This is a genomic window from Streptomyces sp. NRRL B-24572, from assembly GCF_002156145.1.
GTDB classification, from domain to species: domain Bacteria; phylum Actinomycetota; class Actinomycetes; order Streptomycetales; family Streptomycetaceae; genus Streptomyces; species Streptomyces vietnamensis.
This window is the reverse complement of sequence record NZ_MWIG01000223.1, coordinates 1-16,109: the sequence shown is the minus strand read 5'-3', so window position 1 is coordinate 16,109 and position 16,109 is coordinate 1. Positions and strand designations below refer to the sequence as shown.

17 protein-coding genes are annotated in these 16,109 nt (G+C 73.4%); 15 read left to right on the top strand and 2 right to left on the bottom strand.

The annotated features are described in order from the left end of the window. Genes CCN56_RS13990 through CCN56_RS13970 form a run of 5 tightly spaced genes read left to right on the top strand, consistent with a single transcriptional unit; the run spans nt 1 to nt 4,818 of the window. Nucleotides 1–690, top strand: a complete 690-nt coding sequence (locus tag CCN56_RS13990) for an amino acid ABC transporter ATP-binding protein (protein ID WP_179199838.1) — start codon at nt 1–3, stop codon at nt 688–690. Nucleotides 691–745: 55 nt separating this feature from the next. Then, complete coding sequence (locus tag CCN56_RS13985) at nt 746–1,591, top strand: glutamate ABC transporter substrate-binding protein (protein ID WP_086826909.1); 846 nt, start codon at nt 746–748, stop codon at nt 1,589–1,591. A gap of 10 nt (nt 1,592–1,601) precedes the next feature. Then, nucleotides 1,602–2,267 carry an amino acid ABC transporter permease gene (locus CCN56_RS13980; RefSeq protein WP_086826907.1) on the top strand — a complete coding sequence of 222 codons (666 nt, stop codon included), beginning with the start codon at nt 1,602–1,604 and terminating at the stop codon, nt 2,265–2,267. Next, nucleotides 2,264–3,166, top strand: a complete 903-nt coding sequence (locus tag CCN56_RS13975) for an amino acid ABC transporter permease (protein WP_086826905.1) — start codon at nt 2,264–2,266, stop codon at nt 3,164–3,166. Before CCN56_RS13980 ends, CCN56_RS13975 begins: the two co-directional genes overlap by 4 nt. Nucleotides 3,167–3,222: 56 nt before the next feature. After that, nucleotides 3,223–4,818 (top strand): molybdopterin-dependent oxidoreductase, encoded by a 1,596-nt coding sequence (locus CCN56_RS13970; RefSeq protein WP_086826903.1) that lies wholly within the window; start codon nt 3,223–3,225, stop codon nt 4,816–4,818. Between the two features lie 16 nt (nt 4,819–4,834). On the opposite strand, the gene CCN56_RS13965 is transcribed toward CCN56_RS13970, so the two are convergent. Further along, on the bottom strand, nt 4,835–6,049 hold the full coding sequence (locus tag CCN56_RS13965; RefSeq protein ID WP_086826900.1) for a GNAT family N-acetyltransferase: 1,215 nt from the start codon (nt 6,047–6,049) through the stop codon (nt 4,835–4,837). Nucleotides 6,050–6,274: 225 nt separating this feature from the next. Between CCN56_RS13965 and CCN56_RS13960 the strand changes: the two genes are divergently transcribed. The 8 genes from CCN56_RS13960 to CCN56_RS13925 all read left to right on the top strand — a co-directional run bounded on the left by CCN56_RS13960 (nt 6,275) and on the right by CCN56_RS13925 (nt 13,853). After that, a complete protein-coding gene (locus tag CCN56_RS13960; RefSeq protein ID WP_086826898.1) occupies nt 6,275–7,426 on the top strand; it encodes a sulfite oxidase in 1,152 nt (383 codons plus the stop codon). A 66-nt stretch (nt 7,427–7,492) separates the two neighbouring features. Then, on the top strand, nt 7,493–8,323 hold the full coding sequence (nadE, locus tag CCN56_RS13955; RefSeq protein WP_086826896.1) for an ammonia-dependent NAD(+) synthetase: 831 nt from the start codon (nt 7,493–7,495) through the stop codon (nt 8,321–8,323). Between the two features lie 105 nt (nt 8,324–8,428). Continuing rightward, nucleotides 8,429–8,818 carry a VOC family protein gene (locus CCN56_RS13950; protein WP_086826895.1) on the top strand — a complete coding sequence of 130 codons (390 nt, stop codon included), beginning with the start codon at nt 8,429–8,431 and terminating at the stop codon, nt 8,816–8,818. 82 nt (nt 8,819–8,900) lie between these two features. Next, a complete protein-coding gene (locus tag CCN56_RS13945; RefSeq protein WP_086826893.1) occupies nt 8,901–10,208 on the top strand; it encodes an alpha/beta fold hydrolase in 1,308 nt (435 codons plus the stop codon). A gap of 78 nt (nt 10,209–10,286) precedes the next feature. Next, entirely contained in the window at nt 10,287–11,414 is a 1,128-nt protein-coding gene (locus CCN56_RS13940) for a substrate-binding domain-containing protein (protein ID WP_086826890.1), read from the top strand. A 121-nt stretch (nt 11,415–11,535) separates the two neighbouring features. Then, nucleotides 11,536–12,468, top strand: coding sequence for an SIS domain-containing protein (locus CCN56_RS13935; RefSeq protein ID WP_086826889.1), 933 nt, complete (start codon nt 11,536–11,538; stop codon nt 12,466–12,468). Then, complete coding sequence (locus CCN56_RS13930) at nt 12,465–13,217, top strand: PIG-L deacetylase family protein (protein WP_086826887.1); 753 nt, start codon at nt 12,465–12,467, stop codon at nt 13,215–13,217. Before CCN56_RS13935 ends, CCN56_RS13930 begins: the two co-directional genes overlap by 4 nt. Before the next feature lie 39 nt (nt 13,218–13,256). After that, nucleotides 13,257–13,853: a hypothetical protein gene (locus CCN56_RS13925; protein WP_086826885.1), complete on the top strand. Its 597-nt coding sequence runs from the start codon at nt 13,257–13,259 to the stop codon at nt 13,851–13,853. Nucleotides 13,854–13,869: 16 nt separating this feature from the next. Here CCN56_RS13925 and CCN56_RS13920 read toward each other — a convergent pair whose 3' ends face one another. Further along, nucleotides 13,870–14,646: a VOC family protein gene (locus CCN56_RS13920; RefSeq protein WP_086826884.1), complete on the bottom strand. Its 777-nt coding sequence runs from the start codon at nt 14,644–14,646 to the stop codon at nt 13,870–13,872. A gap of 181 nt (nt 14,647–14,827) precedes the next feature. On the opposite strand from CCN56_RS13920, the gene CCN56_RS13915 reads away from it, so the two are divergent. Together CCN56_RS13915 and CCN56_RS13910 are read left to right on the top strand one after the other, a co-directional pair. Then, complete coding sequence (locus CCN56_RS13915; RefSeq protein ID WP_086826882.1) at nt 14,828–15,415, top strand: helix-turn-helix domain-containing protein; 588 nt, start codon at nt 14,828–14,830, stop codon at nt 15,413–15,415. A gap of 112 nt (nt 15,416–15,527) precedes the next feature. Beyond that, nucleotides 15,528–16,109: alcohol dehydrogenase catalytic domain-containing protein (locus CCN56_RS13910; RefSeq protein ID WP_143664516.1), on the top strand; the 582-nt coding region annotated here is incomplete at its 3' end.

The window sequence follows — 16,109 nt, the reverse complement described above, 5'->3', positions numbered from 1 at the left end:
CTGCACGTCCTCCAGTCCATCGACCTCACGATCCACCGCGGCGAGGTCGTCGTCGTCATCGGGCCGTCCGGCTCAGGGAAGTCGACGCTGTGCCGGGCGATCAACCGCCTGGAGACCATCGACGCGGGCGAGATCGTCGTCGACGGGCGGCCACTGCCCGCCGAAGGACGCGAACTGGCGGCCCTGCGGGCCGACGTGGGCATGGTCTTCCAGTCCTTCAACCTCTTCGCGCACAAGACCGTCCTCGACAACGTGACCCTCGGCCAGATCAAGGTCCGCAAGAAGGCGCGGAAGAAGGCCGAGGAGAGGGCGCGCGCCCTCCTCGACCGGGTCGGCGTCGCCTCCCAGGCCGACAAGTACCCGGCCCAGCTCTCCGGGGGGCAGCAGCAGCGCGTGGCGATCGCCCGCGCCCTCGCGATGGATCCGAAGGTGATGCTCTTCGACGAGCCGACCTCCGCGCTCGACCCCGAGATGATCAACGAGGTCCTGGAGGTCATGCGGCAACTGGCCCGGGACGGCATGACGATGGTGGTCGTCACCCACGAGATGGGCTTCGCCCGCTCCGCCGCCAACCGCGTGGTCTTCATGGCCGACGGGAAGATCGTCGAGGAGACGACCCCGGACGAGTTCTTCAGCAATCCGCGCAGCGACCGCGCCAAGGACTTCCTGTCCAAGATCCTCCACCACTGAGCCGCGGCCGCCGTGCGGTCGGTCGCCCGATCAGCAGCCCCCAGAGGTGATCCTCATGAACCCGCTCAGGACCAGAAGGGCCACCGTCGCCGTCGCCGCGGCCGTCGTCCTCTCCTTCACCTCCGCCGGATTCGCGCACGGTGCGGCAGGCGGCCTGCTCCGCGACGACGGCGGCAAGATCACCATCGGCATCAAGTTCGACCAGCCCGGGATCGGCCTGAAGACCCCCGACGGCAAGTACACCGGCTTCGACGTCGACGTGGCGACCTACGTCGCCAAGCAGCTGGGCCACGACCCGAAGGACATCGAGTGGAAGGAGGCCAAGAGCGCCGACCGCGAGACCCTGCTCCAGCGCGGCGACGTGGACTTCATCGCGGCCTCGTACTCGATCACGCCCAAGAGGATGGAGAAGGTCGACTTCGCGGGCCCCTACCTCCTCGCCCACCAGGACGTCCTGATCCGGGCGGATGACGACTCGATCAAGAAGCCGTCCGACCTGAACAACAAGAAGCTCTGCTCGGTCACCGGCTCGACCTCCGCGCAGAACGTCAAGGACAAGATCGCCCCCGACGCCCAACTCCAGGAGTACGGCGGCTACTCCGAGTGCCTGACCGGCCTGGAGAACGGGGTCATCGACGCCGTCACCACCGACGACTCGATCCTCGCCGGATACGCCTCGCAGCCCGAGTTCAAGGGCAAGTTCAAGCTCGGCGGCTTCAAGATGAGCAACGAGAACTACGGCATCGGCGTCCAGAAGGGCAGCGACCTCAAGGCCAAGATCAACACGGCCCTGGAGAAGATGGTCGCCGACGGCTCCTGGGACGCGGCGGTCAAGAAGAACTTCGGCCCGGCCAACTACCACAACGAGCCCGCGCCGAAGATCGGCGTCATCGTCCAGTGAGCCGGCCGCCGTGTTCGACTTCCTCCAGGGGTACGACCTGCTCGGAGCCTTCTGGGTGACGGTGCAGCTCACCGTCTACTCCGCGATCGGCTCCCTCGTCTGGGGGACGCTGCTGGCCGCGATGCGCGTCAGCCCCGTCCCCCTCATGCGGGGCTTCGGCACCGCCTACGTCAACATCGTCCGCAACATCCCCCTCACCGTCATCATCGTCTTCACCTCGCTCGGCCTCTTCCAGACCCTCGGAGTCAGCCTCGGCGCCGAACGGTTCACCACCATCAACTTCCGCCTGGCCGTCCTCGGCCTCACCGCCTACACCAGCGCCTTCGTCTGCGAGGCACTGCGCTCCGGCATCAACACCGTCCCCCTCGGACAGGTCGAGGCCGCCCGCGCCATCGGTCTCAGCTTCCCCCAGGTGCTGCGCCTGATCGTGCTCCCGCAGGCCTTCCGCTCCGTCGTCGGCCCGCTCGCCAACGTCCTCATCGCCCTCACCAAGAACACCACCGTCGCCGCCGCCATCGGCGTCGCCGAAGCGGCCCTGCTGATGCGCGAGATGATCGAGAACGAGGCCCAGCTCCTCCTCATCTCCGCGATCTTCGCCGTCGGCTTCCTCTGCCTCACCCTGCCCACCGGGCTCCTCCTCGGCTGGGTGGCCAAGAAGGTGGCGGTGAAGCGGTGAAGGACAAGCCCACCGTCCTCTACGACGTCCCCGGCCCGCGCGCCCGGCGGCGCAACCTCCTCTGGAGCGTGCTGTTCCTGATCGGGCTCGCCGCCGTCGTGTGGTGGGTCGTCGCGAGCCTCGCCGACAAGAACCAGCTCGAATGGTCCAAGTGGGCGCCCTTCTTCACCGATGCCCGCGTCTGGGAGACGTACATCCTGCCCGCCCTCAAGAACACCGTGATCGCCGCCGCGCTCTCCATGGTCATCGCCCTGCCCCTCGGCGCGTTCCTCGGCATCCTCCGGCTCTCCGACCACGCCGTCGTCCGCTCCGTGGCCGGCCCCGTCGTCGAGTTCTTCCGGGCCATCCCCGTCCTGATCCTGATGCTCTTCGCGGACGCCGCGTACTCCGAGTTCACCGACGTCAGCCCGGACAACCGTCCCCTGTACGCCGTCGTCACCGGCCTCGTCCTCTACAACGCCTCCGTGCTGGCCGAGGTCGTCCGTGCCGGCATCCTGGCCCTCCCCGCCGGCCAGACCGACGCGGCCAAGGCCATCGGCATGCGCAAGGGCCAGATCATGACCTACGTCCTCCTGCCACAGGCCGTCACCGCCATGCTGCCCGCCCTCGTCAGCCAGCTCGTCGTCATCGTCAAGGACACCGCCCTCGGCGGCGCTATGCTCGGCTTCTCCGAACTCCTCGCCTCCGTCCGCCCGATGAGCGCCAACTACGGAGCCAACACCATCGCCTGCTTCACCGTCGTCGCCGTCCTCTTCGTCGCCCTCAACTTCGCGCTCACCACCTTCGCCTCCTGGCTCGAACGCCGGCTGCGCCGCGGCAAGAAGTCCACCGGCGCGGTCGTCGGCGCCGAGGCGGTGGAGGACCTGGCGGTGCCGGGCGAGCACCCGGACACGCGCTGAGACCCATCCGGGTGATGCGGTCCGTCCGCGCGGCGGGATGTGCCGAAATAGCGACCATGAACGCCACCAGGACCGCACCCGAGTCCCACCCCGAACGCCACGAACCCACCCGCACCGACCGTCTCCTCGCCGCGCTCGGCGGCCTGGTCTCGGCGTACGTCTCCCTGGCCGTCGCGGACGTCGCCTCCTTCTGGGTACGCCCCGAGGCGAGCCCCGTCCCGGCCGTCGGCGGCACCGTCGTCGACCGGACCCCGGCGGCCCTCAAGGAGTGGGCGATCCGCGCCTTCGGCGAGAACGACAAGACCGTCCTCCAGCTCGGCATCCTGCTCATCCTCGCCCTCCTCGCCCTCGGGGTCGGGCTGCTCGCCCTGCGCCACCGGCTGCTCGGCTCGGCGGCCGTCGCCGCCTTCGGAGTCCTCGGGGCCCTCGCTGCCGTCACCCGCCCCGACTCCGAATCCGCCATGGACGCCGTACCCTCCCTCGTCGGAGCCGCCGCCGGCGCGCTCCTGCTGTACGTCCTGACCGGCCGCCTCCTCGCCCCGGGGCCCGGAACCGCCCGAGCGGACCGGCGCGGCTTCCTGATCGTCGCCGCCTCCACCGGACTCGCCGCGACCGGAGCCGCCGCCATCGGCCGCGCCGTCGGCACCCCCGTACAGGAGAACGCCGCCGCCTCCCGCGAAGCCCTGCGCCTGCCCCGGCCCGCGTCCCCCGCACCGGCCGTGCCCGCCGGAGCACAGCTCGACGTCCCCGGCATCAGCACCTTCTTCACCCCGAACCGCGACTTCTACCGCGTCGACACCGCGCTCATCGTCCCCAAGGTCAATGCCGACCACTGGCGGCTGCGGATCCACGGCAGCGGCGTCCGCGAGGAACGCACCGTCACCCTGCGGGAGCTCATGGCCCGGCCGGTGCTCGAACGGGACATCACCCTGAACTGCGTCTCCAATCCGGTCGGCGGCCCGTACGTCGGCAACGCCCGCTGGCTCGGCGTACGCCTCGCCGACCTGCTCCGCGAGGCCGGCGTCCGCCCGCCCTCCGAGGGCGGCCCCGCCGACCAGCTGGTCGCCCGCTCCGTCGACGGCATGACCATCGGCACCCCCGTCGAGACCGTGATGGACGGCCGTGACGCCCTCCTCGCCTTCGGGATGAACGGCGAACCCCTGCCCTTCGCCCACGGCTTCCCCGTCCGCATGCTCGTCCCCGGCCTCTACGGCTACGTCTCGGCCTGCAAGTGGATCGAGTCGATCGAGCTCACCACCTTCGACGCGTACGACGCCTACTGGGTCCCGCGCGGCTGGGCGGCACAGGCCCCCGTCAAGACCCAGTCCCGCATCGACACCCCGCGCGCCCTCTCCCGCCCCGCCGCCGGCACCGTCATGGTCGCCGGGGTCGCCTGGGCCCAGCACCGCGGCATCCGCCGGGTCGAGGTACGGGTCGACGACGGCCCCTGGCAGGAGACCCGGCTCGGCGCGGCGGACGGCGGCGACACCTGGCGCGAGTGGGTCCACCCCTGGACCGCCACCCCCGGCCGGCACACCCTCACCGTCCGCGCCACCGACGGCACCGGCACCACCCAGCCGGAACACCGCACCGACACGATGCCGAACGGGGCACAGGGGTGGCACTCGGTGGAGGTGACGGTCAAGGGATGAGCACGCCGACGGGCGGTCAGAACCAGTGCAGGCAGTGCGGGGCGCGCTCGCCGCGGAACAGGGCGTCGGCGAGGGCGGCCGCGCCCGGCCGGTGGGCCCGGACGTGCCCGGCGCGCACGAGCGTGCTCGGAGCCGTACCGCCGAGGTAGACCGAGCCCAGGTCCCGCACGTCCAGGGACAGGTCCGGCTCCCGGTCCGTCGGTACGCACTCCGCCTTGCCGTCCCGGACCGTCAGCAGATGGCGGCCGTGCTCGCCGAGGAACGGGTCGTCGACGTCGAGGACGAGCTCGCCGTCCGCGAACCAGCCGCGCGCGGTCAGCGCACCCGGGACGTCGAGGACGCGCACCCAGAGCCAGTCCGTGTCGCCGCCCACCTCGCCGGCCCGGAAGTCCGCGAGCCGCCAGCGCAGCGGGTGACCGGACGGGACGTGCTTGAACACGACCCGGTCGACCAGGTCGTGCCCGAGGAGGAACCGGGCCAGGGCCGTGAAGACGGCGTCGTCGGTCGCGATGGTCTCGTCGACCGTCAGGGTGTCGCCATCGCCGAGCGCGTACGTGGCATACCCGTCCGGAACCCCGTCGGCGTCCCGGTGGACGGCGACGTGGCGCGGCGCCGGAGCGACCGGGGGCTGCCCGGCGCCCCGCTCCCACCAATGGTGCGGCCGGGACAGCGCGCCGGGCTGCGCGCGCCGGTACCGGTCGTAGACCTCTTCCAGGACCTCCCCGCACTCGGCGCGCCGCAGCACCTCGACGGAGCCGGTGTCCGAGCCGGTGCCCGCCCGGGGAAGGTCGAGGGAGGCCTGTCGACGCGGCACGGTCAGCCGCCCCGTGTAGGTCGCGGGCCCGTACCCGAACCGCCCGTAGATCGGGGCCTCGGAGGCGAGCAGCACGGAGAGGAACTCCCCCCGCGCCCGCAGCTCGGCGAGCTGATGCCGCATCATCGCGCTGAGCACGCCCCGGCGCCGGTGCGAGGGCAGCACGCCGACGGCGGTCACCCCGCCGACCGGGACGACGGCCTCGCCGGGCAGGGTGAGCTCGAAGGAGTACGCGGCGGCGGTGCCGACGGGCCGCCCGTCCTCCGCCAGGGCGAGCAGGCCGCGGTCCATCTCGAAGGCCGACCACCAGACCCCGCTGCCGTCCTCGGCCGGGGTGTCCGGGAAGCGCGCGAACGCGGTGTGGAGCGTGTCGACGAAGACGCCGAGATCGTCGGCGGTGGTGGGACGGATGTCCATCGGTACTGCTGCCTCCCCTGTCTGCCGGCCCCACGATCGGCGGAGCCTCGCCCAGTGCAGCGCCGCGGTGCGGCCGGGGCAACCGAATTACGACCCCCTGCCCGCGGGCCCGCGCCGTGCTGGGCGGTGCCCGCCACCACGTGGGCCCGCACCCGGACGCGCGGCCCGCGACGGCGCGGCGGAGCCCGACGTGCCGGGCCCCCCGACCCGGCGGACGATGAACGCATGGACGGATCCCTGACCGGTCTGACCGACATCAGCACACCGGCCCGCGTGGCCGCCCCCGACGAGGGCGTCACCCCGCAGGAGCTGGCCCTCGCCGCCCGCAACCACGGACTGCCCCTGGAGGCCCTGCGGTACGACGTCACCCCGCCCGGACTCCACTACGTCCTCGTCCACTACGACATCCCCGTCACCGACGCCGACGGCTGGCGGCTCACCGTCGGCGGCCGGGTCCTGCGCCCGCTCGCCCTGGACCTCGCGGCGCTCCGCGCCCGGCCCGCCGTCACCCGCCGGGTCACCCTGGAGTGCGCCGGCAACGGCCGGGCCCGGCTCACCCCCCGCCCCGTCAGCCAGCCCTGGCTCGTCGAGGCCGTCGGGACCGCCGACTGGACCGGCGTCCCGCTGGCCGCCCTCCTCGCGGAGGCGGGCATCGCCGAGGACGCGGTCGAGGCCGTGTTCACCGGCGCCGACCACGGGGTGGAGCGCGGCGTCGAGCAGGACTACCGCCGCAGCCTGCCCCTGGCGACGGCCGCCGACCCGGCGCGGGACGTCCTCGTCGCGTACGCGATGAACGGGGCGCCCCTGCCGCCGCAGCACGGCAGCCCGCTCCGGCTCGTCGTCCCCGGCTGGTACGGCATGGCGCACGTGAAGTGGCTCCACGACATCACGCTCGGCGACACCCCGTACACCGGCTTCCAGCAGAGCGTGGCCTACCGCCTGCGCCGGGAGGCGGGCGAACCGGGGGAGCCCGTCACCCTCATCGCGCCCCGGGCCCTGATGGTGCCGCCCGGCTTCCCCGACTTCATGTCCCGCACCCGCGTCGTCCGCCCCGGCCCCGTGGCGCTCGCCGGGCGCGCCTGGTCCGGGCACGGCCCGGTCACCCGCGTCGAGGTCAGCGAGGACGGCGGCGCGGCCTGGGCCGACGCCGAGATCGAGCGGGACCCGGCGCACCCGTGGGCCTGGTCCGCCTGGCGCACCACCTGGACCGCGACGCCGGGACTGCGCCACCTGACGGTGCGGGCCACCGACGCCGCCGGGAACGTCCAGCCGCTGACCCCGCCCTGGAACCGCGGCGGCTTCGCCAACAACCTCGTCCAGCGGGTCGAGGTGCTCTGCACCCCGGACGCGTCCGTCGGCCGACCGGGCGGCGCGTAGAGTCGACCCCGGTGCACCCCCGTACCAGCGGGTGCACCGTCGACCGACCCTGACGAGGAGACTTTCGTGACCGACCCGGCGTCCACCGCCCTCCAGCTGCAGATCGCCCGGGACCTCCAGGTCGCCGAGACCTTCGACCCGAAGGCGGAGATCGAGCGCCGGGTGGCCTTCCTCACCGAGCGGCTCACCTCCACCGGCCTTCGCTCCCTCGTCCTCGGGATCAGCGGCGGCGTCGACTCCACCACTGCCGGCCGGCTCTGCCAGCTCGCCGTGGAGCGGGCCCGTGCGGCCGGTCACGACGCCACCTTCTACGCGATGCGCCTGCCGTACGGCGTCCAGGCCGACGAGCACGACGCGCAGACCGCCCTCGGCTTCATTCGCGCCGACCGGGTCCTCACCGTGGACGTCAAGGCGGCCAGCGACGCGGCCCTGGAGGCCTGCCTCGCCGGCGGGACGACCTTCCGCGACGCCCACCACCAGGACTTCGTGCAGGGCAACATCAAGGCCCGGCAGCGGATGATCGCCCAGTACGCGGTCGCCGGCGCCCACGACGGTCTCGTCGTCGGCACCGACCACGCCGCGGAGGCCGTCTCCGGCTTCTTCACCAAGTTCGGCGACGGCGCCGCCGACGTCGTCCCGCTGACCGGCCTGACCAAGCGGCGCGTCCGCGCGATCGCCGACGAGCTGGGCGCGCCGACCGCGCTCGTGTGGAAGACCCCCACGGCCGACCTGGAGACCCTCGACCCGGGCAAGGCCGACGAGGACGCGCTCGGCGTCACCTACGACGACATCGACGACTTCCTGGAGGGGAAGCCGGTCGCGGAGGCCGCCTACGCCACGATCGTCCGCCGCTACGAGCTCACCGAGCACAAGCGGCAGCTGCCGATCGCGCCCTGAGCCCCTGAGCTCCTGAGCTCCTGAGCCTCTGAGCGGACGGCGCGGCACAGCCGGAGGATCCTGGAAGGGGTGCCCGGGCACCGGGCCCCCGGAAGGGAGCGCGCCATGTTCGGCGAGACCACGGCGTACAGCGGCTTCTCGGTCGACGACCTCGACGCCGCGCGCGATTTCTACGGCGACGTCCTCGGCCTGAGGGTGGAGGAGACCGGCGGCCCGGAGGGGATGCGGATGCTGAACCTCGTCCTGCCCGGCGGGGCGCGGGTCTTCGTCTACCCCAAGGAGAACCACACCCCGGCCACCTTCACGATCCTCAACTTCGAGGTCGACGACATCGACCGGGCCGTCGACGAGCTGGTGGGGCGCGGGGTGACCTTCCAGCGCTACCCCGGCTTCGAGGCCGACGAGAAGGGCGTCGTGCGCGACGGGCACGGCTCCGCCATCGCCTGGTTCACGGACCCGGCGGGCAACGTCATCGCGGTCCTCTCGACCGGCTGACCGCGGCGGCACGCTCCCGTCCCGGAAAGCCTCCCCGCCGTGTGATCCACTGTTCCGCGGGGGCGTACGAACAGGAGCAGCGTTGACCACCTACCGCCAGCCGGGCCTCGTCCTCACCGACCACCGCTTCCCCGTCCCCCTCGACCACGCCCGCCCCGACGGCGAGCGCATCGAGGTCTTCGGCCGTGAGGTCGTCGCGGCGGACAAGGACCGATCCGGCCGCGAGAAGCTTCCCTGGCTGGTGTACCTGGAGGGCGGGCCCGGCTTCGGCGCCCGCCGCTCCGTCGGCCCGCAGGCCTGGCTCGGCCGCGCCGTGAAGGAGTTCCGCGTCCTCCTCCTCGACCAGCGCGGCACCGGCCGCTCCACCCCGGCCAACCGCCAGACCCTGCCGCTGCGCGGCGGCCCGGCCGAGCAGGCGGAGTACCTGGCGCACTTCCGCGCCGACTCCATCGTCAAGGACTGCGAGCTGATCCGCCGCCGGCTCACCGGCGGCGCCCCCTGGACCGTCCTCGGCCAGAGCTTCGGCGGCTTCTGCGCCACCCACTACCTCTCCACCGCCCCCGAGGGCCTGGAGCGGGTCCTCATCACCGGCGGCCTGCCCTCCCTGTACGCGACCGCCGACGAGGTCTACCGCGCCGCCTACCCCCGTATCCGGCGGAAGAACGAGGCCCACTTCGCCCGCCACCCCCGGGACGCGGAACGGGTCAACGCGATCGCCGCCCACCTCATCGACCACGAGGTCACCCTCCCCGGCGGCGGCCTGCTCACCGTCGAGGCCTTCCAGTCCCTCGGCATCCTCCTCGGCTCCGGCGACGGCACCCACCAGCTCCATCTGCTCCTGGAGGGCGCCTTCCTGCCCACCCCGGGCGGGCCCGCGCTCTCCGACGCCTTCCTGGAGCAGGTCCAGGCGCACCTCTCGTACGCCGGACACCCGCTGTACGCCGTACTCCACGAGGCCATCTACGCCCAGGGGCAGGGCCCCACCGACTGGGCCGCCGAGCGGGTCCGCGCCGAGTACCCCGAGTTCGACGCCCGCACCGCGCTCGCCGAGGGCGCGCCGCTGCTCTTCACCGGCGAGACCGTCCACCCCTGGCACTTCAGCACCGACCCCGCCCTGCGCCCGCTCCGCGAGACCGCCGAGCTGCTCGCCGCGCGCACCGACTGGGAACCGCTGTACGACCCCGAGCGGCTCGCCGCCAACCAGGTCCCGGTGGCGGCCGCCGTCTACCACGACGACATGTACGTCGACACCGCCCACTCCCTGGAGACCGCGCGCGCCGTGCGCGGCCTGCGGACCTGGGTGACCGACGAGTTCGAGCACGACGGGGTACGGGCCGGCGGGCCGCGCGTCCTCGACCGGCTGCTCTCCCTCGCCAGGAGCGAGATCTGATCGCACGGGATCAGGTTCCGGCCGTTCGGGCATAGGATTCGGCGCGCAATCGATCAGCAAGGGGGGCAAGGGGTCCGGATGGCGGCACGCGAGACACCGGCGTCCGGCCGGGAGCTGAAGTTCCGGGCCCTCATGGCGGAGCTGCGGCGCGGCATCCTCGACGGCACCTGGCCCCCCGGCAGCAAGCTGCCCACCGAACGCGCGCTCGCCACGGAGACGGGCCTGTCCGTCACCACCGTCCGCCGCGCCTACGAGGACCTCGTCGCCCTCGGCCTCGTCGAACGGCGCCAGGGCGCGGGGACCTTCGCCGCCCACCGGCCCGAGCGCGACCGGGCCGACCGCCGGATCGTCGGCGTCCTCGTCCCCGACACCACCTTCTACTACCCGCGCGTCCTCCAGGGCATCGAGAAGGAACTCGCGGCGGCCGGCGCCCGGCTCGTCCTCGCCTGCTCGCACTACGACCCCGCCGAGGAGGACGCCGCCGTCGAACGGCTCCTGTCCGCCGGGGTCCACGGCCTCCTCCTCGTGCCCAGCCTGCACACCGCGACCGACCCGGGACGGCGCGCCGAGGAGCTCCTCGCCCTGCCCGTCCCCGCCGTCCTCGTCGAACGCCGGCTCGCCGCCCACGGCCCCGGCGACCCCACCGAGCACGTGTGCACCGACCACGAGGGCGGCGCCTACGACGCCGTGCGCCATCTGCGGGCCCTCGGCCACGAGCGGCTCGGGCTCGTCGCCCGCACCGACGCACCCACCACCGCGCCCATCGAGTCCGGCTTCGCCCGCGCCCTCGCCGATCTCGGACTGTCCGCCCCGACGTACGAGCGGGACGTGATGGCCCGCTGGGACCCGGACCGCGCCGACCTGGCCCTCGCCGCGCTGCGCGCCTCCGGCGTCACCGCCGCGCTCTGCTTCGGCGACCGGGAGGCCGCCCTGATGCTCGGAGCGGCCCGCCGGGCCGGCCTCCGGGTTCCGGAGGACCTCGCCCTGATCAGCTACGACAACGAGTTCGCGGACGTCGCGGAGACCCCGCTGACTGCCGTGTCGCCGCCCAAGTACCAGCTGGGCCGCCTCGCCGCGCAGATCCTGCTGCGACGGCTGGCCGAGGGGGACGCGGCCCCGCTGCACCAGGTGCAGCTGCGACCGAGGCTCGTGGTCCGCGCCTCCTGCGGCGGACGGGCGCGGGAGGCGCAAAAGTCCAAGCAGTGAGGACGGATTGCTCATGGTGTGCTCTGGTCACGCACGGATACAACTCGGTCCGGACCCGTGAGGGACCCACGAGGGACCCACGAGGGACCCACGAGGACTTCATGAGGAGAGGACCCGGACCATGAGCACCCACGTCAGCGCGGAGATCGCCGCCCAGCCCGACTGCTGGCGCCGCGCCGCTGAGATCGCCGACCGCGACACCGGCCTGCTGCCGGCCCGCGGCGAGCGCGTCGCGGTCGTCGGCTGCGGCACCTCCTACTTCATCGCCCGCGCCTACGCGGCCCTGCGGGAGTCCCTCGGCGCGGGCGAGACCGACGCCTTCCCCGCCTCCGACACGACTCCGCTCGGCCGCGGCTACGACCGGATCGTCGCCCTCACCCGCTCCGGCACCACCACGGAGGTCGTGGACCTGCTCGCCGGCGCCGCGGGCCGCGTCCCGACGCTCGTCGTCACCGGGGTCCCCGACAGCCCCGCCGGACGGCTCGCCGACCGGATCGTCGACCTCGGCTTCGCCGACGAACGCTCCGTCGTCCAGACCCGGTTCGCCACCACCGCCCTCCAACTCCTGCGCGCCGGGCTCGGAGTGGACCTCGGCCCGGCGATCGCCGACGCCGAACTCGTCCTGTACGAGCAGCTGCCCGCCGCCTGGGAGCGGCGCGGCCAGTTCACCTTCCTCGGCACCGGCTGGACCGTCGGACTCGCCGACGAGGCGGCGCTCAAGCTGCGCGAAGTGGCCCGAGCCTGGACGGAGTCGTACGCGGCGATGGAGTACCGCCACGGCCCGATCACCATCAGCGACCGTGCGAGCCTGGTCTGCTGCATCGGCCCGGAGCCCTCCGGCCTCCGCGACGAAGTGGAGTCCACGGGCGCCCTGTTCGCCGCCGACGCGATCGACCCGGTCGCGGCCCTCGTCCGCGTCCAGCGGCTCGCGGTCGCCCTCGCGGCCCGGCGCGGCCTCAACCCCGACCGCCCGCGGCACATCTCGCGCTCGGTCATCCTCGCCGGAGCGTTCCGCCCCACCGTGTCGGAGGCGGCCCGTATCCTGCGCTCATGATCGACACGGATGCCCAGGACCTCCTGGAGATGCCCGGCGACTGGACGCGCGCGCTCGCCGTCGTCGCCCACCCCGACGACCTGGAGTACGGCTGCGCGGCGGCCGTCGCCGCCTGGACGGACGCGGGGAAGGAGGTCACGTACGTCCTCGCCACCCGCGGCGAGGCCGGCATCGACACCCTCGCCCCGGACCTCTGCGGCCCGATCCGCGAGCAGGAGCAGCGGGACAGCGCGGCCGTCGTCGGCGTGGAGACCGTCGAGTTCCTCGACCACCGCGACGGCGTGATCGAGTACGGGCCGGGTCTTCGCCGCGACATCGCGGCCGCGATCCGCCGCCACCGCCCGGAGCTCGTGATCACCCTCAACCACCGCGACACCTGGGGCGGCGGCCCGGGCGCCCCCTGGAACACCCCGGACCACCTGGCCGTCGGCCGCGCCACCCTCGACGCGGCCGCCGACGCGGGCAACCGCTGGATCTTCCCCGAACTGACCGACCAGGGCCTGGAGCCCTGGAACGGCGTCCGCTGGGTCGCGGTCGCCGCCTCCAGCACCCCGACCCACGCGATCGACGCGACCCCCGGCCTGGACCGCGCGATCCGCTCCCTCCTCTGCCACCGCGCCTACATCGAGGCCCTGACGGACGAGGACCCGGAGAAGTACGTCCGCGACTTCCTGACCACGGCGACGGCCCGCGCCTCCGCCCGCTTCGGCGACCGCCCGGCGGTGACGTTCGAACTCTTCGCCCGCTAGGGTCGATTGGGGAAGTCGTTGTTCCACGGGGGTGGGCAGATGGCGTACGAGGACTCACGGCGGACGGCCGATCCGACGGCCGACCAGGAGGAGCTGATCCGCCGAAGGGCGGTGCGGGGCGCGGTCGGCGGCGGGATCATCGGAACGGTGGCGCCGGTGGCCTTGACGGCCTCCTACTTCCCGCGCGAGGCGATCGAGCTGTTGTGGCGGTTCGAGTGGTCGTGGGGGCTGGGCGGGCTCGTCGTGCTGGCCTGCGGCGCGCTCGGCACCTGGTCCGGCGTGCGGGCCGGTCGCATCAACGGCGTCCGCGAAGTGGCGCTCGAACCGGGCGAGACCGTGCTGAGCGCGTACGCCGTCCGTCCTCCCGTGGTGGACGGACGGCCGACCAAGCCGACGGACACCGCCCGCTTCGAGCTGCGCGTGACCGACCGGAGCCTCCAGCTGTGGGACGGCCCCGACCGGCTCTGGAGACACCCCTGGCCCGGGGTCCGCCTGACGACGGTCGACGACAGCCTGCTCCTCGTCCAGCACGGGGACCGGACGATCGCGGAGCTGCTGCCCGCCAGCAGCGGGGTGATCGGAGCCTGGGACGCCCTGCTCCTCGGAGCTCAGCGGCTGCGCGCCCGCAGCCGCTGAGGCGAGGGGCGGCGGATCAGGCCCTCGGCATGGGCTTCATCACCGCGAACACCGCGCCGAAGGGGTCGGCGAGCCAGGCGATGCGGCCGACGTCGGGGATGTCGGCGGCGGGCAGGACGACCGAGCCGCCGCCGCCCTGGGCCGTGCGGGAGACCGCGTCGGGGTCCTCCACCGCGAAGTACGGGATCCAGCGCGAGGGATCTCCCTCGTTCTGGACCTCGGCGACGCCGCCGAAGGAGGCCTCCTCCTGGTCGCCCTCGGCGGTGGAGATCACCCGGTACGTCATGCCGGGCGCGTCCATCAGCGACCAGCGCCAGCCGAACAGGGTCCGGTAGAAGGCGAGCGTGGACTCCGGTTCGGGGACGTGCAGTTCGGCCCAGAGGAGGGCGTCGGGGGCGGAGGTCCGCTCCAGGCCCTTCACCGCCCCCGGCTGCCAGACGGCGAACTCGGCGCCGGCCGGGTCGGTGAGGCAGGCCATGCGGCCCGCGTCCATGACGTCGAAGGCCTCGACGCGCACGGTGCCTCCCGCCTCCTCGGCGGCCTTCTGGGTGGCGTCCGCGTCCGGGGTCTGGAAGTACACCGTCCAGGCGCTGTGCGCGCCCTCGTCGAGCGGTCCCAGGGCCCCGACCGTGGCGCCGTCCTGCTGGAAGAAGCCGTAGCCGCCGGAGTCCGGGCCCGCCGACCGGAAGTCCCAGCCGAAGACCGCGCCGTAGAACGCGGCCGCGGCATCGGTGTCCGGGCTGCCGAGGTCGATCCAGTTGGGGGAGCCCTTGGTGAACTGCGTACCGAGCATGGGTGGTGTCCCGTCCTTGCGTCGTCCGTGGCCGAATGTGGTCACCATGGCCGATCCTCGCCCGAGGGCCCCCGTGGCGCAGCCCGGGCCGCCGCGTTTCATCCGGCCGGGCGACGGTCCACCGCCGTTTCCACCGTGAACGATCCGCAAGAAAACTTGCCGGTTCTGCAACACTGGGTCCATGACCGAAGACGACCGCATCGACGCCGTCCTGACCGAGGTCGGCCCCCGGCTCCGCCGTGTCCGCCGCGACCGCGGGGTGACCCTCGCCGAGCTCTCCGCCGCCACCGGCATCTCCGTGAGCACCCTCTCCCGGCTGGAGTCCGGGCAGCGCAGACCCAGCCTCGAACTGCTCCTGCCGCTCGCCCGCGCCCACCAGGTCCCCCTCGACGAGCTGGTCGGCGCCCCGCCGGTCGGCGACCCCCGGGTCAAGGCGAAGCCCATCGTGCGCCACGGCCGGACCATGTACCCGCTGACCCGGCAGCCCGGCGGGCTCCAGGCGTACAAAGTGATCCAGGAGAAGGCGCACGAGACCCCGGAGCCCCGGGTGCACGAGGGGTACGAGTGGCTGTACGTGCTCTCCGGGCGGCTCCGGCTCGTCCTGGGCGAGCACGACGTCGTCCTGGCCGCCGGCGAGGCCGCCGAGTTCGACACGCGCGTCCCGCACTGGTTCGGGCCGACGGAGGACGGGCCGGTGGAGTTCCTCAGCCTCTTCGGGCCGCAGGGGGAGCGCATGCACGTACGGGCGCGCCCCAAGAAGTCCGGCTGACCCGGCGAGAAGTCCGGCCGACCCGGCAAGAAGTCCGGCCGACCCGGTTCCGCTGTGAGCAAGCGACCGCTTAGTATGCCACCGACCGCTCGGTACGGAGGAGGCATTCCGGATGCAGGCATGGCGTGTGCACGAGAACGGCGAACCGGGCGCGGTGATGCGCCGCGAGGAGGTCGAACCGCCCACCCCCGGCGACGGTCAGGTCCTCCTCCGGGTCCGCGCCGCGAACGTCAACTTCCCCGACGCGCTGCTCTGCCGCGGCCACTACCAGGTGCGGCCCCCGCTGCCCTTCACCCCCGGCGTCGAGGTCTGCGCCGAGACCGAGGACGGACGCCGGGTCGTCACCACCGCCGCCCTCCCGCACGGCGGCTTCGCCGAGTACGCCCTCGCCGACGCCGCCGGGCTCCTGCCCGCCCCGGAGGCGCTCGACGACGCCGAGGCCGCGGCGCTGCACATCGGCTACCAGACCGGCTGGTTCGGCCTGCACCGCCGCGCCCACCTCCAGGAGGGCGAGACCCTCCTCGTCCACGCGGCGGCGGGCGGCGTCGGCAGCGCCGCCCGCGCCCTCGGCTGCGACCTGGTGATCGACCGCCGCTCCGAGGACGTCGTCGCCGCCGTCAAGGCCGCCACCGGCGGCCGGGGCGCCGACGTGATCTACGACCCCGTCGGCGGCGCGGCCTATCAGCAGTCCGCC

Excerpts from the sequence above, each read along its gene's own strand:
- CCN56_RS13915 (WP_086826882.1), top strand. The coding sequence starts at position 14,828 with ATGACCGAAGACGACCGCATCGACGCCGTCCTGACCGAGGTCGGCCCC.
- CCN56_RS13965 (WP_086826900.1), bottom strand. The coding sequence starts at position 6,049 with ATGGACATCCGTCCCACCACCGCCGACGATCTCGGCGTCTTCGTCGAC.
- CCN56_RS13940 (WP_086826890.1), top strand. The coding sequence starts at position 10,287 with ATGGCGGCACGCGAGACACCGGCGTCCGGCCGGGAGCTGAAGTTCCGG.
- CCN56_RS13985 (WP_086826909.1), top strand. The coding sequence starts at position 746 with ATGAACCCGCTCAGGACCAGAAGGGCCACCGTCGCCGTCGCCGCGGCC.
- CCN56_RS13925 (WP_086826885.1), top strand. The coding sequence starts at position 13,257 with ATGGCGTACGAGGACTCACGGCGGACGGCCGATCCGACGGCCGACCAG.
- CCN56_RS13950 (WP_086826895.1), top strand. The coding sequence starts at position 8,429 with ATGTTCGGCGAGACCACGGCGTACAGCGGCTTCTCGGTCGACGACCTC.
- CCN56_RS13930 (WP_086826887.1), top strand. The coding sequence starts at position 12,465 with ATGATCGACACGGATGCCCAGGACCTCCTGGAGATGCCCGGCGACTGG.
- CCN56_RS13970 (WP_086826903.1), top strand. The coding sequence starts at position 3,223 with ATGAACGCCACCAGGACCGCACCCGAGTCCCACCCCGAACGCCACGAA.
- CCN56_RS13935 (WP_086826889.1), top strand. The coding sequence starts at position 11,536 with ATGAGCACCCACGTCAGCGCGGAGATCGCCGCCCAGCCCGACTGCTGG.
- CCN56_RS13960 (WP_086826898.1), top strand. The coding sequence starts at position 6,275 with ATGGACGGATCCCTGACCGGTCTGACCGACATCAGCACACCGGCCCGC.
- CCN56_RS13920 (WP_086826884.1), bottom strand. The coding sequence starts at position 14,646 with ATGCTCGGTACGCAGTTCACCAAGGGCTCCCCCAACTGGATCGACCTC.